At 62.6% G+C, this 22,097-nt stretch carries 20 protein-coding genes; 11 read left to right on the top strand and 9 right to left on the bottom strand.

The window, feature by feature from the left end; all coding sequences use genetic code 11:
• Nucleotides 1-12 precede the first annotated feature (12 nt).
• From modA to AC1DWA_RS02355, 3 genes are read left to right on the top strand one after another with little or no spacing between them, the layout of a single operon-like run.
• Nucleotides 13-822 carry a molybdate ABC transporter substrate-binding protein gene (gene modA, locus AC1DWA_RS02345; protein WP_477846830.1) on the top strand — a complete coding sequence of 270 codons (810 nt, stop codon included), beginning with the start codon at nucleotides 13-15 and terminating at the stop codon, nucleotides 820-822.
• On the top strand, nucleotides 819-1,628 hold the full coding sequence (locus AC1DWA_RS02350) for an ABC transporter permease (RefSeq protein WP_020970514.1): 810 nt from the start codon (nucleotides 819-821) through the stop codon (nucleotides 1,626-1,628). The genes modA and AC1DWA_RS02350 overlap by 4 nt, the downstream gene beginning before the upstream one ends.
• Nucleotides 1,625-2,710, top strand: coding sequence for a sulfate/molybdate ABC transporter ATP-binding protein (locus tag AC1DWA_RS02355; protein WP_477846831.1), 1,086 nt, complete (start codon nucleotides 1,625-1,627; stop codon nucleotides 2,708-2,710). The genes AC1DWA_RS02350 and AC1DWA_RS02355 overlap by 4 nt, the downstream gene beginning before the upstream one ends.
• Here the strand turns inward: AC1DWA_RS02355 and fadD11 are convergent.
• From fadD11 to AC1DWA_RS02390, 7 genes are read right to left on the bottom strand one after another with little or no spacing between them, the layout of a single operon-like run.
• On the bottom strand, nucleotides 2,686-4,488 hold the full coding sequence (fadD11, locus tag AC1DWA_RS02360; RefSeq protein WP_477846832.1) for a fatty acid--CoA ligase FadD11: 1,803 nt from the start codon (nucleotides 4,486-4,488) through the stop codon (nucleotides 2,686-2,688). The two genes, AC1DWA_RS02355 and fadD11, sit on opposite strands and share 25 nt — an antisense overlap.
• On the bottom strand, nucleotides 4,485-5,447 hold the full coding sequence (locus tag AC1DWA_RS02365) for an SDR family oxidoreductase (protein ID WP_029536915.1): 963 nt from the start codon (nucleotides 5,445-5,447) through the stop codon (nucleotides 4,485-4,487). Before AC1DWA_RS02365 ends, fadD11 begins: the two co-directional genes overlap by 4 nt.
• Before the next feature lie 4 nt (nucleotides 5,448-5,451).
• Nucleotides 5,452-6,885: an aldehyde dehydrogenase family protein gene (locus AC1DWA_RS02370; protein WP_477846833.1), complete on the bottom strand. Its 1,434-nt coding sequence runs from the start codon at nucleotides 6,883-6,885 to the stop codon at nucleotides 5,452-5,454.
• Complete coding sequence (locus AC1DWA_RS02375) at nucleotides 6,882-7,382, bottom strand: SRPBCC family protein (protein ID WP_477846834.1); 501 nt, start codon at nucleotides 7,380-7,382, stop codon at nucleotides 6,882-6,884. Before AC1DWA_RS02375 ends, AC1DWA_RS02370 begins: the two co-directional genes overlap by 4 nt.
• On the bottom strand, nucleotides 7,379-8,470 hold the full coding sequence (locus AC1DWA_RS02380) for a PDR/VanB family oxidoreductase (protein ID WP_020908820.1): 1,092 nt from the start codon (nucleotides 8,468-8,470) through the stop codon (nucleotides 7,379-7,381). Before AC1DWA_RS02380 ends, AC1DWA_RS02375 begins: the two co-directional genes overlap by 4 nt.
• Nucleotides 8,467-9,399 (bottom strand): metal-dependent hydrolase, encoded by a 933-nt coding sequence (locus AC1DWA_RS02385; protein ID WP_195790563.1) that lies wholly within the window; start codon nucleotides 9,397-9,399, stop codon nucleotides 8,467-8,469. Before AC1DWA_RS02385 ends, AC1DWA_RS02380 begins: the two co-directional genes overlap by 4 nt.
• Nucleotides 9,399-10,955, bottom strand: a complete 1,557-nt coding sequence (locus AC1DWA_RS02390) for a flavin-containing monooxygenase (protein ID WP_477846835.1) — start codon at nucleotides 10,953-10,955, stop codon at nucleotides 9,399-9,401. Before AC1DWA_RS02390 ends, AC1DWA_RS02385 begins: the two co-directional genes overlap by 1 nt.
• A gap of 183 nt (nucleotides 10,956-11,138) precedes the next feature.
• Between AC1DWA_RS02390 and AC1DWA_RS02395 the strand changes: the two genes are divergently transcribed.
• Both AC1DWA_RS02395 and AC1DWA_RS02400 read left to right on the top strand, forming a co-directional pair.
• On the top strand, nucleotides 11,139-11,795 hold the full coding sequence (locus AC1DWA_RS02395; RefSeq protein WP_477846836.1) for a TetR/AcrR family transcriptional regulator: 657 nt from the start codon (nucleotides 11,139-11,141) through the stop codon (nucleotides 11,793-11,795).
• Nucleotides 11,792-12,418, top strand: a complete 627-nt coding sequence (locus AC1DWA_RS02400; protein WP_477846837.1) for a TetR/AcrR family transcriptional regulator — start codon at nucleotides 11,792-11,794, stop codon at nucleotides 12,416-12,418. The genes AC1DWA_RS02395 and AC1DWA_RS02400 overlap by 4 nt, the downstream gene beginning before the upstream one ends.
• Before the next feature lie 4 nt (nucleotides 12,419-12,422).
• On the opposite strand, the gene AC1DWA_RS02405 is transcribed toward AC1DWA_RS02400, so the two are convergent.
• Complete coding sequence (locus tag AC1DWA_RS02405) at nucleotides 12,423-13,601, bottom strand: acyl-CoA dehydrogenase family protein (protein WP_477846838.1); 1,179 nt, start codon at nucleotides 13,599-13,601, stop codon at nucleotides 12,423-12,425.
• A 187-nt stretch (nucleotides 13,602-13,788) separates the two neighbouring features.
• On the opposite strand from AC1DWA_RS02405, the gene AC1DWA_RS02410 reads away from it, so the two are divergent.
• Nucleotides 13,789-15,510, top strand: a complete 1,722-nt coding sequence (locus tag AC1DWA_RS02410; protein WP_477846839.1) for an FUSC family protein — start codon at nucleotides 13,789-13,791, stop codon at nucleotides 15,508-15,510.
• Here the strand turns inward: AC1DWA_RS02410 and AC1DWA_RS02415 are convergent.
• Nucleotides 15,486-16,448: a sigma-70 family RNA polymerase sigma factor gene (locus tag AC1DWA_RS02415; protein WP_060938147.1), complete on the bottom strand. Its 963-nt coding sequence runs from the start codon at nucleotides 16,446-16,448 to the stop codon at nucleotides 15,486-15,488. The genes AC1DWA_RS02410 and AC1DWA_RS02415 overlap by 25 nt on opposite strands.
• A gap of 277 nt (nucleotides 16,449-16,725) precedes the next feature.
• On the opposite strand from AC1DWA_RS02415, the gene AC1DWA_RS02420 reads away from it, so the two are divergent.
• The 5 genes from AC1DWA_RS02420 to AC1DWA_RS02440 are packed head-to-tail and all read left to right on the top strand — an operon-like array spanning nucleotide 16,726 to nucleotide 22,095.
• Nucleotides 16,726-17,805, top strand: coding sequence for an ABC transporter substrate-binding protein (locus AC1DWA_RS02420; RefSeq protein WP_019744955.1), 1,080 nt, complete (start codon nucleotides 16,726-16,728; stop codon nucleotides 17,803-17,805).
• Nucleotides 17,802-18,623 carry an ABC transporter ATP-binding protein gene (locus AC1DWA_RS02425; RefSeq protein ID WP_003940477.1) on the top strand — a complete coding sequence of 274 codons (822 nt, stop codon included), beginning with the start codon at nucleotides 17,802-17,804 and terminating at the stop codon, nucleotides 18,621-18,623. Before AC1DWA_RS02420 ends, AC1DWA_RS02425 begins: the two co-directional genes overlap by 4 nt.
• Entirely contained in the window at nucleotides 18,616-19,488 is an 873-nt protein-coding gene (locus AC1DWA_RS02430; protein WP_019744953.1) for an ABC transporter permease, read from the top strand. The genes AC1DWA_RS02425 and AC1DWA_RS02430 overlap by 8 nt, the downstream gene beginning before the upstream one ends.
• A 31-nt stretch (nucleotides 19,489-19,519) precedes the next feature.
• Nucleotides 19,520-20,866, top strand: a complete 1,347-nt coding sequence (locus AC1DWA_RS02435) for an LLM class flavin-dependent oxidoreductase (protein ID WP_019744952.1) — start codon at nucleotides 19,520-19,522, stop codon at nucleotides 20,864-20,866.
• Nucleotides 20,863-22,095 carry an MFS transporter gene (locus AC1DWA_RS02440; RefSeq protein WP_021332205.1) on the top strand — a complete coding sequence of 411 codons (1,233 nt, stop codon included), beginning with the start codon at nucleotides 20,863-20,865 and terminating at the stop codon, nucleotides 22,093-22,095. The genes AC1DWA_RS02435 and AC1DWA_RS02440 overlap by 4 nt, the downstream gene beginning before the upstream one ends.
• Nucleotides 22,096-22,097 lie beyond the last annotated feature (2 nt).

Below are 22,097 nucleotides of genomic sequence, written 5' to 3' on the forward strand. Positions count from 1 at the left end.
TGGAGGAAATTCGTGAAGCGTGTAGTCGGACTTGTTGCAGCAGGTGCCTTTTCGCTTGCCCTGGTGACCGGTTGTAGTTCCTCCGACAATTCGTCGTCGGAGACGTCGTCGGCCGCTCCGACCACGACCACTTCCAGTGACAGTGCCACGGGAAGCATCACCGTCTTCGCGGCGGCGTCACTCAAGAACAGCTTCACCGAACTCGGCAAGGAGTTCGAGTCCGAGAACCCCGGTTCATCGGTCACATTCAGCTTTGCCGGGTCCTCGGATCTCGTCGCCCAGATCACCCAGGGCGCACCGGCTGACGTGTTCGCCTCGGCTGACGCCGCCAACATGACCAAGGCCACCGATGCCGGTGTCGTCGCGGGGTCGCCCTCGGATTTCGCGAGCAATACCTTGACGATCGTTGTACCGCCTGGCAATCCGAAGGGCATCGCGACCTTCGCCGATCTGGCAAAGGAGGGGACACAACTGGTGATCTGCGCTCCGCAGGTCCCGTGTGGCGCGGCTACGAAGAAGGTCGAGACGGCCACAGGTGAGACCCTCTCGCCCGTCAGTGAGGAATCGTCGGTGACGGACGTTCTCAACAAGGTGACGTCCGGGCAGGCCGATGCCGGCATCGTTTACGTCACCGACGCGAAGTCCGCGGGTGACAAGGTGCAGACGGTCGCGTTCCCGGAAGCCACCACGGTGGTCAACCTGTACCAGATTGCGGTGCTGAAGGATTCGAAGAATTCGGGAACGGCAACCAAATTCGTCGATCTCGTGAAGGGGCCCAAGGGCCTGGCAGTTCTGAGTGACGCGGGATTCGCTGCCCCGTGACACACCTAAGACCGGCAGTCCGGGCTCCGCTCGGGTTGCCGGTATGGATTTACCTTCCGGCGCTGATCGGCGGAGCGTTTGTCATCGCGCCCTTGGCGGCGATGCTGGCCACCGTGCAGTGGTCGCAGTTCTGGGAACTCGTGACTTCCGAATCGTCGGTTGCCGCGTTGAAACTGAGTTTGAAGACAGCGGCAATGAGCACGCTGCTGTGCATCCTGTTCGGGGTACCGATGGCCGCGGTGTTGGCGCGCAGTCATTTTCGGGGGCTGTCCGTTCTTCGATCCTTGATTCTGCTCCCGCTGGTTCTGCCGCCCGTGGTGGGCGGTATCGCGTTGCTGTACACGTTCGGGCGCAAAGGGTTGATCGGTGAGCAGTTGGAAGTGCTCGGCATCCAGATAGCATTCTCGACAACCGCGGTGGTCCTGGCGCAGACGTTTGTTGCGCTACCGTTCCTCGTCGTCAGCCTCGAAGGTGCACTACGCACTGCGGGTACAAGATACGAGGCCGTTGCCTCGACGCTCGGAGCCCGCCCGACCACCGTGCTTCGCCGGGTGACTCTGCCGCTGGTGCTTCCCGGTCTGGTGTCAGGGGCAGTTCTGGCTTTCGCTCGCGCACTGGGGGAATTCGGTGCGACGCTGACCTTCGCGGGGAGTCTGCAAGGGGTGACGCGTACCCTGCCGCTGGAAATCTATCTCCAGCGCGAGACCGATCCGGATGCAGCGGTAGCGCTTTCGCTGGTGTTGGTCGTAGTCGCGGTGGTCATCGTGGTTGCGGTGCGTGGACGCGGATCGGCGGGTTCGTTGTGAGTGGCCTCCACGTCGACATCGAGATTCCGGAGCGCGACGTCGTTGCGACGTTCGACGTCGCGGCGGGCGAGGTGACCGCCATCCTCGGGCCGAACGGCGCCGGCAAGTCGACGGTACTGGCGGCGGTAGCCGGACTGCATCATCCGCGGCGCGGATTGATCGAACTCAATTCCCGCGTTCTCACCGATACCCGTAGGGGAGTCGCGTTGGCACCCCATCGGCGCGGCACTGCCCTACTCGCGCAAGAGGCACTTCTCTTTCCCCATCTCAGTGCGGCTGCGAACGTGGCGTTCGCGCCGCGCAGTGCAGGGCGGTCGCGTCGCGATTCCGCCGAGTCCGCGCGCCATTGGCTGGACGCAGTCGACGCCGGTGATTTGGCTGACCGCAAGCCTTCACAACTCTCCGGTGGCCAAGCGCAACGGATTGCAGTGGCGAGGGCATTGGCTGCTGAACCCGAACTGCTTCTACTCGACGAACCGATGTCCGCGCTCGATGTCGCCTCCGCCCCCGCGCTGCGGTCGTTACTGCGCCGAGTGCTCAGGACCGGCGATCGCACTGCCGTACTGGTCACGCACGACGCTCTGGACGCACTTGCGCTGGCCGACACGGTTGTCGTCATGGACGGTGGCCGGGTCGTCGAACGTGGTGACGTACGAACAGTTCTGACCCGCCCGCGTAGTGCATTCGCAGCACGCATCGCCGGGATCAACTTGCGCAGCGGCACGATGGCCGGAGACGGAGTGCTCAGAAGTCCGGTCGGGGTGGATATCGCGGGCCAGACGGAGACCGACCTACCGGCCGGCAGTGCCGCCGTGGCGGTCTTCGAGCCGCGAGCAGTGTCGGTCTACCTGGATCCGCCGCACGGCAGCCCACGAAATGCGTTTGCGGTCACGATCGCGGAGATCGAAAACCGAGGCGATGTCGTCCGAGTGCGAGCGGAGGACGAAGCCGGCCAGCCGGGCTTGTCTGCCGACATCACGGCGAGCGCAGCGGCCGAACTCGATCTCGTTCCGGGATCGGCCGCTACGTTTGTGGTCAAGGCCACCGAGACGCTGATCTATGCACAGGGCGCAGGCTCGTAGACGTCCTCTACGACCGAATCCGCATAGAGGGCTGCAATTTCGGATGCGTACTTCTCGGCTATCGGCTTGCGCCTGAGCTTCATCGTCGGTGTCAGCTCGTCGCCGCCTGGCTCCCAGAACGTGGTGAGTACGTGAAACCGCTTGATCTGCTCGGCCCTCGACAGACGCGAGTTTCCCTCGGCGACAGCAGTTGCAACGATGTCGACGATCCGAGCGTCCTTGGCGAGTACCGCGGCCTCGGACGCAAGTCCCAGTGAGCGTGCCGCTCCGACCGCGGCGTCGGCGCTGAGTGTGATCAACGCTGTGTTGAACTTTCGGCCGTCTCCGATCGTCACGACCTCACCGATCAACGACGACGACGTCTTCACTGCCGTCTCGATGGCGGCCGGTGACATGTTCTTTCCCGACGCGTTGATGATCAGCTCCTTCTTGCGATCGATCACCGTGAGGTAGCCGTCCGCGTCGGCGGTGACGACATCTCCGGTCGAGAGCCACCCGTCTGCACTGATCGCTTCGGCCGTTTTTGCGGGTTCGCCGCGGTACCCCTTCATGACCAACGGTCCTCGAACCAGTAGCTCGCCGTCCGCCTCGATGCGCATTTCCATGCCTGGGAGCAACTTTCCGACCGTTCCGAGCTTGGTCGGCTCGGCCGGCGCGGTGCTTGCGATGCATGTCAGCTCGGACATTCCCCAGATCTCCGAGATCGGAACTCCCAGGGCCGCAAAGAATGCCAAGGTTTCCGGCGGAATCGGTGCGGCGCCAGAGATGGCCCACTTCAGTTCGGCAAAGCCGAGTTTCGCACGCAGAGCGGACAGGACCATCGTATCGGCTCGGGCGTAGTCCGCTTCCAGTTCGGCGGGGACTGTTTCACCGGCTCGCAAGTGTGCGAGACGAGTGCGACCGACGTCGAGTGCCCACTGCAACGCCGCTCGCCGCGCGTCGTCCGGTTCGTTGGCGACAGCCGATTCGACTGCAACTTTCAGCTTTTCCCACACACGGGGGACGCTGCCCCAGATCGTGGGACGACAGTCCGGAAGCGCGGCCGCTACCTGGCTCGGATCCGGTACGACAGTGATCTGGGTGCCGAACACCATTTGCATGTACAGGCAGGTGAGCCGATCGGCGATGTGCGCCGACGGCATGTACGAGGTGATGCGGTCACCGAATTCGACGGGGAGTACAGCGCTTACGGCGTTGGTTTCGAACAACAGGCATGCATGAGTCGTCTCGACGCCCTTGGGGTTGCCGGTCGTGCCGGAGGTGTAGATCAACGTGGCGACGTCGTTCGGTTTCACCGCACGCCAGGTGCCCTCGAAATCGAAATCCGATGCGGCAGAATTCTTCATCTGCTCCCGGGTCACGGTGCCGGGCTGGTGGACATGCGATTGCGCGTCGACGACGACGATCGTCTCGAGTGTGGCGCCCGAGCGGAGGACCGTATCCACGTACCGGTCTTCGCAGACGAGAACCCGTGCACCGGAATTGGCGAGGATGTAACGGATGGCTTCGGGTGCCGACGTGTTGTAGATGGAGAAGGACGTCGCGCCGAGATGTTGGGCACCGACGTCGATCGGATAGAACTCGATGCGGTTACTCATCATCAGGGCAACCGTATCGCCGTGTCCCACGCCGATTCCGGCCAATCCCGCGGCAACCTCGCGGACCTGTTCGGCGTACTCGCGCCACGTCAGTGTTCGCGCATCGCCGATGTCTCGCAGGGCCACCGCGTCGGGCGCTACCGCCGACACTCGCTGGAAGGCTGCACACAACGTGGTCATGATGATCTCCTGGATGCCTTTGTCAGGGCTGATGCATTCGTCGGGGCCGCAGCGGTGGTTCTGTCTTCGAGTTCGCGGATCAGGTCGTGTGCCTGTTTGTCCCTGGCCAGATAGCCGTCGGCCAGGACATTGATGAATCCGCGTCCCCACGCCCAGGGTTCCCAGGCAGCGGGGGCAAGGGTCCGCGCGGCGCGGCGCGCGATCGCGTCTGCGATCACCGTGGCGGCACGGTCCGGGGAGATTCGATGACGGAGGGGACCGGGTAGTCGAGCGTCGAGTTTGCGCCCGATCTCGTCGTCGTCGAGTGTGGCGCGTGCAAGTTGTGTATCCACCATCCCGAAGTACGCGATGCCGGCAGTGGCGCCGTAGCCGGCAACCTCGAGACGCAGCGCCCGGCCGAGCGCTTCGACCCCAGCCTTGCTGATCATGTACGAAGCGCCGCCCAAACCTGGGGCGAACGACGCTGCCGATGACACGACGACGATGTGCCCACTGTTGCGGATCACCTCGTCGATGGTCGGATGCACTGTGTTGAAGACGCCGGTGAGATTGACGTCGAGCACGCGATCGAAGGCGTCGGGATCGATCTGGCGCAATGTTGCCGGGGGAGGGGTGATTCCGGCGTTGGCCACCACGACGTCGATTCTGCCCAGCTGCTCGATGATCGTTTGCACGGCTGCGGTCATGCCGTCCCGATCTCGGACATCGGCCGTGACCGTCACGACTCGCTGTGACTCGAATGAGCGCTCGGCCGTTGCCAATGAACTTTCGTTGACGTCGACCAGCGCCACGGTGGCCCCACGCCGGTGGAGAGTGCGCGCCAGCGCGGAACCGATACCGTCGCCTCCGCCGGTGATCAGCACGACCTTTCCGGCAACGTCGTAGTCGATTCGGCGTCCGGGCAGTGGAATGCCCAGATCGCGGACTGTTCCCGCAATTGCGGACATGCGTCCCGTCATTGCTTCAGTGCCTTCCGTGTAGCGCGCGGATGAGAACCTTGACCAGCCACTCGATTCGGGCGGTCCGTCGAAACGTCGTCAGTGGTAGGGGCGAACGGAATCGTTGCCTGGTCATCGACCGGGCATAGGTGAACTCCTTCAGACCATCTGGGCCGTGAACGCGTCCGAAACCAGATGCTCCGACCCCACCCAGTGGCAGGTTGGGAACCGCGGCATACATCACGTAAGAGTTCACCGACGCTCCTCCGGATCGGAGCCGATCGGCAACAGCCACTCCATCCTTGCCGAACACGCTTGCTCCCAATGCATATGGCGACGCATTGACCAACTCCACAGCCTCGTCCATCGAGGCGACCTTGGTGATCGTCATCGTCGGGCCGAAAGTTTCCTCCGTGACGGCGAGGCTGTCTTCGGGGACGTCGACCATGATGGTCGGTTGCACATACTGGCCGGAGATCGAGCCGAGCCCTCCGAGAACGACACGTCCACCTCGAGACACCGCGTCGTCGATGTGGCGCCGGATTACAGCCACTTGCGCGGGCATGGTGATCGGACCGATCTTGTCCTCGGCACCCGGACCGGCATGAACTCGGGCAGCCAAAGTGATTGTCTTGTCGATAAACTCGTCGTAGACCTGTTCGTGCACGTATACACGCTCGACGCCCAGACAGGTTTGACCGGAGTTGGATAATGCGCCCCACACCGCAGCATCCGCGGCGGCACCAACATTTCCGTCGGCATCAAGGATGAGTGCGTCCTTACCGCCACATTCCATCAACACCGGTGTGAGGGGCCCGGCGCACGCTGCCATGACTTTCTTGCCCGTCGCGGTCGATCCGGTGAACCCGATCTTGTCGACACCGGCCAGGCACAGTGCCGCGCCGACTGAACCGTCGCCTGTGACAACTTGCAGCACAGGATGTTCAGGGACGACCTCGGCAAACGCTCGGACCAACCATTGCCCGACTGCCGGGGCGAACTCACTCGGCTTGTAGACCACGGCATTGCCTGCAGCCAGCGAGAACGAGAGCGAACCGAGCGGGGTGAAGACCGGATAGTTCCACGGACCGATCACACCGATCACCCCGAGAGGTCGATACTCCACCGAGGCGGCCTGATTGACCGTCAACAAACTGGAGCGGACGCTGCGCCTGCCCAATACCTTTCGGGCATTCTTCGACGCCCACGCGAGATGTTCGAGTGCCATGGCGATTTCGAGCATCGCGTCAGGGTGCGGCTTGCCCATGTCCCGGTGCACGACGTCGGCGAGTTCGGATGCTCGACGAGCGATGATTCCACGCCACCGATCCAGTCGACGAGCGCGTTGCTCGAATGTCAGTTCTGCCCACCACTCGGAAGCAGTTCGGGCGTCGCGCACTGCCTGTGTCACCGTGTCGTCGGACGCCTGTGTAGTCGTGTCGATCTCGGTCGCCGTCATTGTGGAGTTCCTTGAAGTGTGTGGTGGACGGCGCCGTCGGCCCAGCTGCGAGTGACGCGTTCGAGGATCGGTCGGGACAGAGACAGAATCGGGGCGAACAACGGCTGCGCTTGGACAGCGAACGTCCAGGTGAGGCGGCTGCCAGTCGAAGTCGGTTCCAGCACCAGATCTTCGGCGAAGCGTTTGAACCCCGGCAGTGACGCCGACTCCACGTAGAACGTCATTCGGTGCCCCTCGTCCCAGCGGAAGAATCTCTCGTTCAGTGCAGCAAAAGCGCCGGCGCGCACGGTTCGGGTAGTCCCGATGCCGAATGGTCTGGCCGAGGTCCAGTCGGCTCCGGTGATCCCGCGCGCCCACGACGTGAGCGCTCCGTCCGCGGTCAACGTCTGCCACAAGCTTTCGCACGTCGCTTCGGATTCGATCCGGTGAGTGATCACCAGCGGCGCGGATCGGACGAAGTCTGCGTCGGCTGCCGCAAGAGAGAATTTTCCCCTCACAGGTCCACCACCAAAGAAGCACCGGTGGAACGTGATCGACAGGTCAACATCGAATCGGCACGTTCGGATTCGGTGAGCAAGGTGTCTCGATGATCGACGCTCCCCGAGAGCACCCGAACCTTGCACGTACCGCAGAAGCCCTGTTGGCAGGAATACGCGACTCCGGGAAGTGCACGTCGTATCGCAGCCAAAGCACTTTCGGACTCGCCCACATCGACGGTGAGACCGGTGCGCGCCAGATGCACCGTGAACTCCTTGCCGTCGACTACCGGGAGTGGGGAGAACCTCTCGCTGTGCACCGATCCGGTCGGATTGCCGGCGAAGGTCGCCGCGCGCACCATGTTCATCAGCGGCGCCGGTCCGCACGTGTACACCGCGGCACCGGGATCCGCAGCAGCGACCAGTGTTTCGATATCCGTCGGGCCCAACTCGTCGTCCGGTCGGATGGTTACCCGGCCGCTGGAGTATTCCTCGATCTCGTCGAGAAATGGCATGGCCGTCCGAGTTCGTCCGAGATAATCCAAACGCCATGGGATTCCGCGGCGGTGACAACGTTGCACCATGGGAAGGAGCGGAGTGATCCCGATTCCGCCCGCAACAAAGAGGTACGACGGAGCCGCGACAAACGGAAATGCGTTGCGTGGCCCTCGGACGTCCACAACCATGCCGGGTTTCAGCGACTCGTGTATCTCGCGCGAGCCGCCCCCACCCTCGTCGATCCTCCGGACGGCGATCCGATACGAGGACAAGTCGTCGGGGTCGCCGCACAGCGAATACTGTCGTTGCCTTCCCGAGGGGAGAAAGATGTCGAGGTGGGCGCCGGGAATCCACGACGGAAGGGTGATTCCTTCCCTCGGGGTCAAGGTGACACTCAGGACGTCGTCGCACTCTGACCGGACGGACTTCACGTCCAGAGTCATGTCGAACCCGCTGTAGCGGACCGGGCTGGGGCGCGAAAGTATGTGCGCTGCTGGACTTGCTGCAAAGATTCGGCGGTATGCGCCGGTGGCTTGCGCGGCAAACCTCAACGACCGGGTCGGTGTGAAGTCGGGTGCGTCGTGGGAACTGTCGGCAGTCGTCTTGTTCATCCTGCGCTCGCTTCGGAAGAACGATTGGCAGCAGGCGAGCGAGCGAGGTAACGCATGGCGACGTCCATGTCCCCGATCTGGGAAGGATGGAAGCTCGGCCGCAGATACGGAGGAATCTCGGTGATCAGGAATTTCATGTTGGGTACCAGGCCACGACGGGTGGCGCTTATCAGTTGGAGAGGCCACAGTCGGCCTTTCGTCGCGGACGGGTCCTGTCGGAACAGGTAGTTCATCGAGGCGATGAACAGCACGAACAACGTGAAGCTGGCCAGCAGCGCCGTGCGAACACGTCTGGCGTAGCTGCCGTCCACGTACATGTAGGCGTCGAAGGCTACGTTGCGGTGTTCGACTTCCTCGGCGCCGTGCCACTTCACCATGTCGAGCATCATCGGGTGCATGCCGGCATCTTCGAGGGCGGGATCGGTGAGCAGCCATTCCCCGACCACTGCCGTGTAGTGCTCCATGGCGGCAAACAAGCCGAGACGTTCACAGAGCCAGGCGTGCTTGGCTTTTCCGGTCAATCCTTTGTCGCCCAATATCTTGTCCACGAGCCAGTCCATCCGGCGTGACATCGGTTTCATGTCCATGCCGAGGTCCGCAAGATGCTCGCGTGCACCTTTGTGCGACGACGCGTGTGTTGCTTCCTGGCCGACGAATCCCACCACCTCTTCGTGCAGGCGGGCGTCCTCGATGAGCGGGAGTGCTTCGGCGAGCGTTGCGGACATGGCGCGCTCTCCCTCGGGTAACACGAGATGCATGAAGTTGATGACGTGGGTGACCATCGGTTCGTTCGGCACGTAATGCAGTGGTACGCCGTCCCAGTCGAATTCGACGTCACGGGCGGCGATCGCATGTGCTTCGTCGGTGTAGCGGCGAGCGCCGGACGGTGCGACGACGGGTGTGCCTCGGAAGGCGTTGATGCCGAGCATTATCGGCTCCTCACGGTTTCTCGAGCAGTGGTGAGTGCTCCGGACGAGACGGGTTGTACCTGCGCGTAGTGAGCGAGGTCGGCTCGTTTGGTCCTGGCGCGGAATGATCGGTTGAATCCGGGATAGAAGGTGTAGTTGCGGCCGCCGTCGACGAGGTAGTAACTACTGCACCCGCCGGCGTTCCACACGCTGGTGGCGAGTCGGCGGTCTGTTGCGCGTACGAACTCGCGTTGCACGTCTGCGCGGACGTCGATGCTGCCGATGCCGCGCTCGTCCATTTGAAGAATGCAGCTCACGATGTACTCGACCTGGGTTTCGATCGTGACGACCTGCGAGGTGTAGACCACGGAATTGGGGCCGAGGATCATGAAGAAGTTCGGAAAACCGCTGATAGTGGTGCCGAGGAAGGCCTCGGCACTGCCGTTCCACGTCTGCGCGAGGCTGCGGCCGTCCTGGCCTCGGATGATGTCGAAAGACGGGTTGTCTCCCATCCGAAAGCCGGTTCCCATGACTATGGTGTCGACTTCCCGGAAGGCGCCGTCCGCGGTGAGAACTCCGCGCTCCTGCACCTCGACGATTCCGTCCGTCACCACCTCCACATTGGGTGACGCCAGCGCGGGATAGTAGGTGTTCGAGAACGTCGGACGCTTGCATCCGAATGCGTAGTGGGGGAGCAGCTTTGCGCGAAGCTCCGGGTCCCGCACCTGCCGGCGAAGGTGTGCTCGGCCGAGTGCGGCCAGCCCTTTGAGCAGTGACGGCTTGTACACGAATCCGGGTACCAGGGCTTCTTGAAGCAGGTCGAGTCCCTTGCGTGCCAGTCGTTGGGTGAGCGGCACCCGCTCGAAGAGAGCGCTTGGCCAGCCGGTCATCGGCTGATCCGGATGCGGCAGGATCCACGTCGGTGTCCGCTGGAACACGGTCAACGTGTCCGCGAGCGGTTGCAGTCTGGGGATGATCTGCACCGCAGAGGCGCCGGTGCCGACCACGGCTATCCGCTCACCGCGAAGGTCGTGGTCGTGGTTCCAGTCCGCGGTGTGGAACATCTGACCACGAAACGATTCGAGCCCGGGAAGGTCGGGTGTGGCGGGGGCACTGAACGGGCCGGTGGCCGCGACCAGGAACTGTGCCTCCCAGACGGTTTCCGCAGTGTGTACCCGCCAGATCTGGGCTTGCTCGTCCCACGAAGCTTCTGTCACGTCCTGGTTGCAGTGGAAATGACCGGCCAGTCCGAAGCGATGGACGCAATCCCGGAGATAGTCGTAGATCTCGGGCTGTAGCGGATACAGCCGCGTCCAGTTCGGATTGGGCGCAAACGAGAACGAGTACAGAATCGACGGGATGTCGCACTGTGCACCGGGGTAGGTATTGACCTGCCAGGTCCCCCCGGGCTCCGCGGCACGTTCCAGAACGACGAAGTCGTCGATCCCGGACTGCTTCAAGCGGACAGCCGTTCCGATGCCGCCGAAACCGGCTCCGATGACGACGACTCGTGTTCGGCGAGTTCGAGTTTCCTCGTCACCGGCCGATGGCCCCGAGGTTGGGTCGATGTCGACCATGTGTGACGCCTCCTGATTGGTGCGTGAACAACTGAACGAAGAGTAAGTCTGACATCAAGTGATGTCAACAGCGATTGATGTCAGAATTGAATTGATTGACATCGTGCGATGTCAGTTCGCTTGCCGAGGTCGCCGCGATAACCTGAGGTCGAGAGCAGTGCCGGTCAGTGAGAACATGGGGACATGACGGATACCGAGGCTCGGCGCACCGGCCCGCGCAGGTGGCGTGGGCAGGAACCAGAAGATCGCCGCGCCGCGCGCCGGGCACGGCTGATCGAAGCCGGGCTGCAGATCATGGGCACCGAGGGTGCGGCCGCCGCGACCATGCGTGCGACCTGCCGCGAGGCTGCGCTGACCGAACGGTACTTCTACGAGAGCTTCGCCAATCGTGACGAACTGCTGGTCGCCGTGCTCGACGAGGTCGTTCTCGGGGCACGCGACACTATTCTGGACGCTCTCGAGGCGGCGCCTTCCGAACCGTCGGCCCTGATCCGTCACGTGGTGAAGGCCTTCACCACCTACGTATTCAAGGATCCGCGCCGTGGACGCATCATGTTCGTCGAATCCCAGGCGGAACCTGCGCTGTGGGATCGAGGGCGAGAATTGATGGCGGAGTTCACCAATCCGATCTCCGCGTCGCTCGAGCTGATGTACGGCGGCGAGGCAACCGACTCCGCGAACTCCGAACTCAATTCGGTGGGGCTGTTCGGTGCCCTCGCGTTCATCTATCAGGCGCACACCCCGTCCTCCAAGATCTCTCGAAAGCGTTTGGTGGAACACATTTCGCTCATGGTCGAAGCGCAGGCGACGGTCAACAGCACGCCCGCGAGAAAAGAATGACGTCCGCGTCGGCCACAGGCGGAAAGCGTCTCGGTCCTGAAGACCGGCGTGAGCAGATCATTGTCAGCGCGGCAAAGGTTTTCGAGGAGAAGTCTTTTGCCGACGTCTCGATGACCGAGTTGGCCAAGGCGGCCGGGGTCGGTCGTCCGCTGCTCAATCATTACTTCGGCTCCAAGCGGGAGTTGTACCTCGACGTCGTGCGGCGATTCGTCTTCATTCCCGAAGTGGCGGTGGACCGCATTCCGCGATCGGCGAGCCAGGAGAAGCGGATCGGCGCCGTGATCGATCGGTGGCTCGACGTCGCCTGGCGTCATCGCGACATGTGGATCTCGACAGTCATGTCCGACGACCTCCGCCGTGACCGCGAGATGGATCGGATCCTGCGGGACGCTGACGACGTTGCTGCGCGACGCATGATGGATGCGCTCGCGATTCGACCGAGCGAAGGCAGCGAGGCTGCTGTTCATTCGATGATCGTGGCGTACGGAGGATTGGCGAAGGCCGCCAGTAAGCAGTGGTTGGTGACGGGAGCGCTCGACCGCGAACAGGTGCACCTTCTGCTGGTACGCAGTTTGCTCGCCATCGTGCGTGACGTTCTGCCGGCGTGCGAGGCGGATTCCTGATTGCTCAGAGTGATCTCGCCACGAGGTCTTTCATGACTTCGTTCGATCCGGCGTAGATTCGCTGAATACGAGCGTCGGCGTACATCTGAGCGATGGGATATTCGAGGATGTAGCCGTACCCGCCGTGTAGTTGCACGCAGCGGTCGATCACGGCGCACTGCTGGTCGGTGAGCCAGTACTTGGCCATCGCGGCGGTAGTCGCATCGAGCTGCCCGGCAAGGTATTTGACGATGCAGTCGTCGATGAATGTTCGTGAGATACGAGCGATGGACGCACACTCGGCAAGTTCGAAGCGGGTGTTCTGCAGATCGAAGAGCGGTTGTCCGAACATGTTTCGGGATTTGGTGTACTCGACGGTGAGGGCGACGGCACGCTCCATTGCCGCAGTGGCTGCAACCCCACAGATCAATCGTTCGGGCAGTAGCTGCTGCATCAGCTGGGCAAACCCCGTGCCTTCGCGGTCCCCGAGCAGGTTTGTTGCAGGCACCCGCAAGCGTTCGAAGAACAGCTCGGTGGTGTCCTGGCCCTTCTGTCCGACCTTCTCGAGTATTCGCCCGCGCTCGAAACCCGGTGTGTTGTCATCGACCTCGGCCACGATGAGCGACACTCCACGCGCTCCGAGGCTGGGATCGGTCTTGGCGGCAATGATCACCAGATCACAATTGCGACCGTTCGAGATGAATGTCTTTGCGCCGCTGATCAGATAGTCGTCACCGTCGCGGACGGCGCGGGTGGTGATGTTCTGCAAGTCGGATCCGGTGCCGGGCTCGGTCATGGCGATTGCGCCCACCCACTCGCCACTCACCAGCTTCGGTAGCCAGCGCAGTTTGTGCTCGTGATCGGCGTAGGCATTGAGGTAGTGCGGCACGATTCCCGAGTGCACGCCGAGTTGGAGTGAATGATCGCCCGCCATGACCTGCTCGTGGAACAGCACGGCGTCGTGCGCAAACGTTCCTCCTCCGCCGCCGTACTCGGTGGGGATCGACATGCCGGCGAGCCCGAGCGTCCCGAGTTCCCGATATGCGGATTTGTCGGGAAAACCCTGGGACGCGAAGCGTTTCTGATGCGGTGTGACGTGTTTGGCGAAGAAGTTCCTTGCCAGGTCGGCCACGGCCTCCAATTCGTCGTCCATCCACGGGGACCGGCGTTCGGTGGTTCGGGTTGCGGTAGATCCTTGCGTCATCGTGATTCTCCCGATCGATGAAGTGCGACCCGCGAGCGGATCCGACTCCACCTATCATCCACACTGTTGACAGAGTGTCAATAACGGGGTGGTCGAATCGACCTCCGGACCCGCCTCGAATTCCACGTCGGCCGCCCGCAAGAATGGGAGGACACAGACACGAACAGGCCGGCGCGAAGGATGGGCAGTGGACCCCGAAGAAACATCAGCGGGTCACGAGTCCAACCTCCCGGCTCCGCGGCCGGCGCGCAGTGTCCTGTTCGGATTGCCACCGGTGGGAAACCGGTACCCCGGAGCAGTTCGCGTCGCCCTCGCCCTGGCGATTCCGGCAGCCATCGCCACACTGCTCGGATTCGGGTCTGCTTCGCTCCTGGTCGGCCTCGGCGCATTTGCATCGATCTACGGTGAGGGTCGTCCGTACCGGAGCAGGTGGAAGGCAGTCGGTATCGCCGCGACGACGCTGACGATCCTGTCCTTCATCGGGGCATCAGTGGGTGAGCCCGTCCACCGAGCCATCGCCGAGGGAGCGCCGACGGTGCTGCTCGTCTTTGTCGTGCTGATCATGGCCGTCGTGGTGTCGACCTGCGCCTTCACCGTCGACGCGCTTCGATTGGGTCCACCGGGCGCGTTCTTTCTGTTGCTCACCACCGAGATCAGCTCCGTGATCGCCACTCCCGGCCAGCCGCCGGTCGAGGTCGCGATGTGGACGGCAATCGGTGGGATCAGCGCGGTGGTCGTCTCGATGACGGGAATCCTGTGGGCACCGAGAGCTGTCGAACGCAGCGCTGTACAGGCAGCCGTATCGGCCGTTGCGGAGTACACGGACGCTCAGGCGGCGTACGCCCCACCCGAACTCACGCGAGACAAACGCCACGCTGCAGCACTTCGGCTGCACGACGCGTGGCAGTGCCTTTACCGCGGCGCAATCGTCGGGAAAGACCACCCGTTGACCCGTGAACTCGAACGAGCGCAGATCTCGATGGCCAGAGCGATCTCCGACGACCACGATCCGGAGCTCATGGCGGACCCCGCGTTCGACGTCGACGAGGTCGGGGCTCACCCGCCTCTGCCCGATCCGACGATCCGATATCGGTTCCTCCGCGCCTGCAATCCGTCCAGCCGAGCGTCGGTCACGGCACTTCGGCTGTCCATTGCCTGCATGGCCGCGGGAACCCTCACCGTCCTGCTCGGCATCGATCGCCCGGACTGGGCGGTGATCGCCGCGGCGATGGTCCTTCATCAAGGACCGGATCGAATACTGGGCACCTATCGCGGAATTCACCGCATCGGCGGAACCGTCCTCGGGTTGATTCTGTTGGGTGCCATCTACGCCTGGAGTCCGACCGGTCTGTGGTTGGTGGCGGTACTTGCTGTCCTGATGGCCGGGATCGAGCTCTTCCTGGTGCGGAATTACGGGATAGCCGTCATCTTCATCACCGCCCTCGCGATTCTCCTCGGCGCGGCCGGTGGTGCGCACGGGACCGTCCAACATCTGATCCTCAGCCGCATGCTCGAGACGGCAATCGGCGTCGTCGTGGCGTTGGTGGTCCTGTGGACGGTGGGGCGCGGTGCGCATCGACGCACTCTGATCTGGGTCGACGAACGGGCGAGTAGCGTCCTGTTCAAGCTACTGACTGAAATTCGCGCGAGGCACTATGCACCACAGGCGAATTGGTCGGAGCTTTCGGAGCTTCGACGGGACCTGGACTTCGAACTGCGAGGTAGCGCGATGGCCGGGATCGACGCCGCCCACAACGAACCCGAGTGGGCGTCGCAGCAGTGGAGGACGCACACCGAATTGCATCATCTGGGATCGGATGTACTGCACCGACTGTGGTTCGGAACGCAGGTGTCCAGATCACACCTCGAGGAATGGGAGTCTCGCTACTTGCGTTCGGGTTCGGTGTGATCGAGCATCGGCACAGCGCTGAACTTGGCTGGATTCGCAATGTCGTAGGCTGCGCACACAACTCCGTCGCGGACAGTGAAGCCGGCAACGCGAGCGGCGAACTTCGGGTACTGGTCATCCCCTGGTGAGCCGGCGAATACACCGCCGAGCCGTCCGTTGACGAGAACCGGTGACATCGAGAACACCGCTGCCGGTCCGTACTTGCGGGCCAATCCCAGGTAGAACCGCGCCACACGATCGCTGCCGCGCACAATGTTGACAGCCGTGCGGGTAGTTCCGCCTGCGTCACCGATCAGGACGGCATCGGGATCGAGTGCATCGATCACGGCGTTCAGATCTCCACTCGCGATAGCCGTCACCAATCGTTCGACGGCGGCAGCATGCTCCTCGCTACTGACCGGGACCGGCGCCGACGCTGCGGCTTTACGGGCCCGCGAGGCCAACTGACGGGCAGTGGCTACTTCGATGTCGAGGATGCGCGCAACCTCGGCGAAGGGCACGTCGAAGCCGTCATGCAGGACGAAGGCAACGCGTTGAGCGGGAGTAAGGGTGTCCAGGACGACGAGGGCAGCAAAACGATTCTGTTCCTGCGTCACGACGTACTCCAGCGGATCGGGTGTCGCTGAGGGTGTGCCCGCGGTGGCGTCGACGGGCGTGACGATCGGCTCCGGAAGCCACTGTCCGACATAGCTTTCTCTTCTGACTGCGGCCGATTTGAGATGATCGAGGCAGATCCGACCGACAACAGTGGTGAGCCATCCGCGCAGCTCCCGGATCTCGAGGTCGCTTCCTTGTCTCGATTGTGCGACTTGCAAGCGTATCCATGCCTCCTGCACCGCATCCTGAGCGTCGCTGAAACTTCCGGTGAGACGGTAGGCCACCGACGTCAGGTGGCCACGGTGTTGCTCGAAGTCCTGCGCAGTCGTCGGCGAAAGCATGCCCTCATGATACGGACCTCACACATTAAATCCGGCATGAATGTAACCGTTGACCCAGGTAGTGGGTGCCGACGTATGGTTTCGGCACTGCTAACGGCTCGATTCTGTCTTCACATTCATTGGAGTCTCACGTGTTTCGGTCTTTCCCGCTCATGTCGCTCAACTGTTGTCGTTGAACTGACATTCCCCACACCTGCCTGTGCCGAGCGCCGCATACGGCGCTCCGGACAGGTGTAGCCGAGAACTGAACCAATCATCTTCTACAGGAAGCAACTTCATGATTCGCCCTCGTTTCGCGCGCTCGGTAGCCGCGGCCGTCGCCTTTGTCACTCTGTCCAGCCTTGCCGTTGCCTGCTCGGGCTCCTCCGACGAAGTCGTCAAGACCGCCGACGGCAAGACCGTCCTGCGGTACGAGGGCAGCACCGGACAGGTCATCTACCCCGAACTGGCCGCTGACCTCGGTTACTTCAACGACGTGGAGCTCAACTGGATCGGCGATACGACCAGCGGCCCTCAGAGCATTCAGAACGCAGCGACTGGTCAAACCGAGTTCGGCGGAGCGTTCAACGGTGCGGTGGTGAAGTTGGCTTCCGCGGGTTCACCGATCACCTCGGTCATCGGGTACTACGGCTCCGACAAGGAGAGCTTCAACGGGTACTACGTACTCGACGACAGTCCGATCAAGTCGGCGAAGGACTTGATCGGCAAGAAGGTCGGGATGAACACCCTTGGTGCGCACCACGAGTTCGTCGTCCGTGAGTGGCTTGCGCGGCAGGGACTTACGCCTGACGAGATCAAGCAGGTTGAATTGATCGTCGTTCCGCCGGTCAACACGGAACAGGCGCTGCGGCAGGGACAGATCGATGTCGCCACCCTCGGCTCGGTCTTCCGTGACTCAGCGCTCGAACGCGGTGGTCTTCGCGAGCTGTTCACCGACGAATCGCTGTTCGGCTCGTTCACCTACGGCACGTTGGTGTTCCGTGACGACTACATCGCTCAGAACAAGGAGGCGGTCGCCGATTTCGTACAGGGAACAGCACGGGCCATTCGCTGGACCCAGACGCACCCACGAGAAGAAGTGATCGCGAAGCTGACGTCGATCATCAACAGCCGCGGACGCAACGAGGACACCAAGCTCATCAGCTACTGGAAGAGCCCAGGAGTTGCCGGTCCCGGCGGAACCATCACCGATACCGAGATCAGCACGTGGATCGACTGGCTCACCCGTAACGGTGAACTCGAAGAAGGAAAGTTGAAGCCGTCGGACATCTACACCAACGAATTCAACCCGTACGCCAACGGAACGTATTCACCCGACAGCGGCGCTGACGGACAGGCACTGGAGGCAGCAAAATGAGCACAGAACCGAAACTACGGCTCGAGCACGTCACCAAACAGTTCGACATTCGTGGGACCGACGAAGTTTTCACTGCGGTCGAGGACATCAACATCGACGTGGCGCCGGGGGAGTTCCTGGTCCTCGTCGGGCCGAGTGGTTGCGGCAAGTCGACTCTGCTGGACCTCCTCGGAGGACTCAGTTCGCCCACTTCCGGTCGAATCCTTCTGGACGGCAAGCAGATCACGGGCCCAGGCTTGGATCGGGGAATCGTCTTCCAGCAATACGCGCTACTTCCATGGCGAACTGCACGTCACAATATCGAGTTCGGACTCGAAGCGAAGGGCGTGAAGAAGAGCGAGCGGCGCGAGCTCGCCGAGCATTACCTCGAACTGGTCGGTCTGCAAGGTTTCGCGGATCGCTATCCGCACGAGTTGTCCGGTGGAATGAAGCAGCGAGTCGCGATCGCCCGCAGCTTGGCATTCGATCCCGAAGTGTTGCTGATGGACGAACCATTTGCAGCGCTGGACGCACAGACGCGAGAGTCGCTGCAGGACGAGCTTCTGCGCATCTGGAAGGCCACCGGCAAGACCATCCTGTTCATCACCCACGGAATCGACGAGGCCATCTACCTTGGGCAACGTGTTGCAGTACTGACTTCGCGGCCGGGGCGCGTCAAGACGATCGTCGACATCGACATCGACCGGTCCGGCGACGACGTGCGATCAGGTGAGGAGTTCCGTGTGTTCCGGCACCGGATCTGGACGCTGCTGCACGGTGAAGTCGAGCGCGCTCGGGCCGGCGAACTCGATCCTGCCAAGGAGGTTGCACATGTCTAGCGCATTGGCGACGCCGGAGGTGGTCGCCACCCCGAAACCGTTGCCCGACAAAACACCTGACATTGCGCAGCGGAGCCAGGCCGGCGGCAAGGCGGCGCGCTACATTGGTTCCACCGCCTGGCGGATTGCCAAGCCGTCGATTGCGATCGCGATCTTCCTCGGGATCTGGGAAGCGGCACCTCGGCTCGGGCTGGTGGACAAGGTCTTCCTCCCGCCTTTCACCGAAGTTGTGTCCGCATTCTTCACTCTCGCCGAGAACGGACAATTGCAAGAGCATGTTTCGGCCAGTCTGACGCGTGCCCTGACCGGATTCTTCGTGGCCATTGCGATCGCGATTCCGTTGGGAATCGCGATCGCCTGGTACCGCCCGGTCTCCGACTTCCTCAACCCGATTCTCGAATTGTTCCGCAACACAGCAGCCTTGGCTCTGCTTCCCGTCTTCGTGCTGATTCTCGGAATCGGTGAGGAATCGAAGATCGCCCTGGTGATCTACGCCTGCACCTTCCCGATTCTGCTCAACACGATCTCCGGTGTGCGAACAGTGGACCCCCTGCTGATCAAGTCCGCTGCCTCGCTGGGGTTCTCCTCGATTCGGCTGTTCCAGAAGGTGGTTCTGCCCGCCGCAGTTCCCACGATCTTCACGGGTATCCGCATGGCCGCCGCGTCGTCGATTCTCGTGCTGATCGCCGCCGAAATGGTCGGGGCCAAAGCCGGTCTCGGGTATCTGATCACCGCTTCCCAACTCAACTTCCAGATCCCGAACATGTATGCGGGCATCGTCGCGATCTCGTTGTTGGGTCTGACAATCAACGCGATTCTGGTCCTGATCGAACGTCGGCTCTCGCGCTGGCGCGTCACCACCTGACCACACTTTCACGGAAAGATTCTGCGAACTCATGTCCGAACGACAATTTCATCTGAACGCCTTCCTGATGGGCGTCGGCCATCATGAGGCGGCGTGGCGCCACCCACGCACAAATGCGGCCAACCTTCTGGACGTCAAGCACTTCCAGGAACTGGGGAGAATCGCCGAGCGTGGCAAGCTGGACTCGGTGTTCTTCGCCGACGGTCTAGCAGTCGGCCCGCGGGTCAAATACAACACTCAGGCGATCTTCGAACCCGTCACCTTGCTGTCGGCGATCGCTGCGGCCACCGAGAAGGTGGGGTTGATTGCAACCGCGTCGACCAGTTACAGCGATCCGTACACTCTTGCAAGGAAGTTCGCTTCCCTCGATCACATCAGTGGCGGACGAGGCGGGTGGAACATCGTGACGTCGGCCGGCGCCGACGAGGCCGCGAACTTCGGCCTCGATGCGGTACCGACGCACAGCGGTCGTTACGAGCGCGCCGAGGAGTTTCTCGACGTGACGCTCGGACTCTGGGACAGCTGGGAAGAGGGGGCAGTTGTCCTGGACGAAGAGACCGGAATCTTCGCCGATCCTGATCGTGTCCATCGCATCGACCATGACGGTCAACGATTCACGGTGGCTGGCCCGCTCAATTCGCCGAGGTCTCCACAGGGACGTCCGCTGCTTGTACAGGCCGGTTCCTCCGAGAGCGGTAAGGATTTCGCGGCGAGGTATGCCGAAGCCGTGTTCACCGCTCAACGAACACTCGAGCAGGGGCAGGATTTCTACAACGATCTCAAAGCGCGGCTGATCAAGTACGGGCGTAGTCCCGACGAGATCAAGGTGCTGCCGGGCATCGTGCCCTTCATCGCGGATACGGAAGAAGAAGCGAAGGCTCTGGAGCAGTCATTCACGGACCTGATCTCTCCGGAGTATTCGCTGCGCCAGCTCTCGAACATGGTGGGTGTCGATCTCACCGAGCATTCTCTGGATGCCCCGCTGCCACCGTTGCCGGACATCGATCGCATCCAAGGGAACAAGAGTCGATACCAGCTCGTCAAAGATCTTGCAGAGAGCGAAAACCTCACCGTCCGTGAATTGATCGGCAAACTCGGCGGTGGCCGTGGGCATCGGACATTTGCCGGGACACCGGAGCAGGTCGCGGACGAGTTGACCGAATGGTTCGACAAGGGCGCCGCGGACGGCTTCAACATCATGCCGCCCTATCTGCCCGGAGGGCTCGAGGTGTTCGTCGACCGGGTCGTGCCGATTCTGCAGGCGCGTGGGCTCTTCCGAACCGAGTACACCGAATCGACCCTGCGGGGCCACTACGGCCTCGATCGTCCGGCGAACCGGTTCTCGCGGGCCGCTGACGCGGCAGAAGTGAGCGCGTGACGGAAACACTGCCCAAGGAACAGCCGGCGATTGCCGGACTCAAGCCACTGGTCACAACGGTTTTCGTGCCGGCGGCCATCTTCGGGATCGGTCAGGGTGCGGCTGCCCCCATCATGGCCGTCACCGCGCGCGACCTGGGCGCATCGGTCGCCGTCGCCGGCCTGATCGTTGCGCTCGGTGGCTTGGGTGCCGTACTCGGTGACCTCCCTGCCGGCCGGATAGTGTCGCGTTTCGGTGAGCGTAGATCGATCATCGGCGGAAGTTCTTTGGGTGCAACAGGAGTGGTGATCTGTCTGCTTGCGCAGACTCCGTGGATGCTCGGTATCGGCGCACTGTTGACCGGACTGGCGAATGCGGTGTGGGGCCTTGCGCGGCAGAGCTACCTCGCCGAGACCGTGCCACTCGGTCTTCGGGCCCGAGCAATGTCGTCGTTCGCCGCGATGTGGCGGTTGGGTTTCTTCCTGGGACCGCTCATCGGTGCCGGCGTGATTCTCCTGGTGGGAGCACGCGGAGGATTCCTCGTCCAGTTGGTGGGCGTCGTGCTCGCCGGGGCGCTGATGGCCCGCGTTCCCGACCCGCCACGAAAGGTGCAGGCGGGCAACAGCGATCACGGGCACGTCACCCTCCCGGAGATCCTTCGCCGTCATCGTGCCGCTCTGTCCACGCTCGGGACAGGCTCCCTTCTGATGGGCGCCGCCCGGGCTTCGCGTGAGGCCGTTCTTCCATTGTGGGCATTGCACCTCGGGTTGGATGCAGCCCAGGTGAGTGTGATCTTCGGTATCGGTGCGGCCGTGGACCTGCTGTGCTCGTATCCGGCCGGACACATCATGGACCGATACGGCCGCAGGTTGGTCGCGGTGCCTTCGCTGACGGTGATCGGTGTGTCGTACCTGATGTTGCCGTTTTCGACGGGCGCAGTGGGATTGACCGTGGTCGCTGTCGTGATGGGGATCGGCAACGGACTGGGCAACGGCGTGATCATGACTCTCGGTGCTGATATCGCCCCACCCGAAGAGCGCGCCGAGTTCCTCGCTGCATGGCGATTGACGCACGACACGGGCATGTTCGGTGGGCCGCTCGCGATCGGTCTTCTCGCCGCGGTGTTCCCGCTCGGGTGGGCATTTGCCGCACTGGGCGCGACTTCGTTCGCCGGCGCGGCGATGATGTTCCGCTTCATTCCGGTCTATTCTCCGCGGGTGTCACCCCGGTCGCGCGTCGGGAAACTGTAGGT

This window comes from Rhodococcus sp. P4_F3_2, assembly GCF_056401335.1.

Bases quoted from the DNA above. Each gene is read 5' to 3' on its own strand.
- fadD11 (WP_477846832.1), bottom strand. From the start codon at position 4,488: ATGACCACGTTGTGTGCAGCCTTCCAGCGAGTGTCGGCGGTAGCGCCC.
- AC1DWA_RS02365 (WP_029536915.1), bottom strand. From the start codon at position 5,447: ATGACGGGACGCATGTCCGCAATTGCGGGAACAGTCCGCGATCTGGGC.
- AC1DWA_RS02370 (WP_477846833.1), bottom strand. From the start codon at position 6,885: ATGACGGCGACCGAGATCGACACGACTACACAGGCGTCCGACGACACG.
- AC1DWA_RS02380 (WP_020908820.1), bottom strand. From the start codon at position 8,470: ATGAACAAGACGACTGCCGACAGTTCCCACGACGCACCCGACTTCACA.
- AC1DWA_RS02385 (WP_195790563.1), bottom strand. From the start codon at position 9,399: ATGCTCGGCATCAACGCCTTCCGAGGCACACCCGTCGTCGCACCGTCC.
- AC1DWA_RS02390 (WP_477846835.1), bottom strand. From the start codon at position 10,955: ATGGTCGACATCGACCCAACCTCGGGGCCATCGGCCGGTGACGAGGAA.
- AC1DWA_RS02395 (WP_477846836.1), top strand. From the start codon at position 11,139: ATGACGGATACCGAGGCTCGGCGCACCGGCCCGCGCAGGTGGCGTGGG.
- AC1DWA_RS02400 (WP_477846837.1), top strand. From the start codon at position 11,792: ATGACGTCCGCGTCGGCCACAGGCGGAAAGCGTCTCGGTCCTGAAGAC.
- AC1DWA_RS02405 (WP_477846838.1), bottom strand. From the start codon at position 13,601: ATGACGCAAGGATCTACCGCAACCCGAACCACCGAACGCCGGTCCCCG.
- AC1DWA_RS02415 (WP_060938147.1), bottom strand. From the start codon at position 16,448: ATGCTTTCGCCGACGACTGCGCAGGACTTCGAGCAACACCGTGGCCAC.
- AC1DWA_RS02420 (WP_019744955.1), top strand. From the start codon at position 16,726: ATGATTCGCCCTCGTTTCGCGCGCTCGGTAGCCGCGGCCGTCGCCTTT.
- AC1DWA_RS02425 (WP_003940477.1), top strand. From the start codon at position 17,802: ATGAGCACAGAACCGAAACTACGGCTCGAGCACGTCACCAAACAGTTC.
- AC1DWA_RS02430 (WP_019744953.1), top strand. From the start codon at position 18,616: ATGTCTAGCGCATTGGCGACGCCGGAGGTGGTCGCCACCCCGAAACCG.
- AC1DWA_RS02435 (WP_019744952.1), top strand. From the start codon at position 19,520: ATGTCCGAACGACAATTTCATCTGAACGCCTTCCTGATGGGCGTCGGC.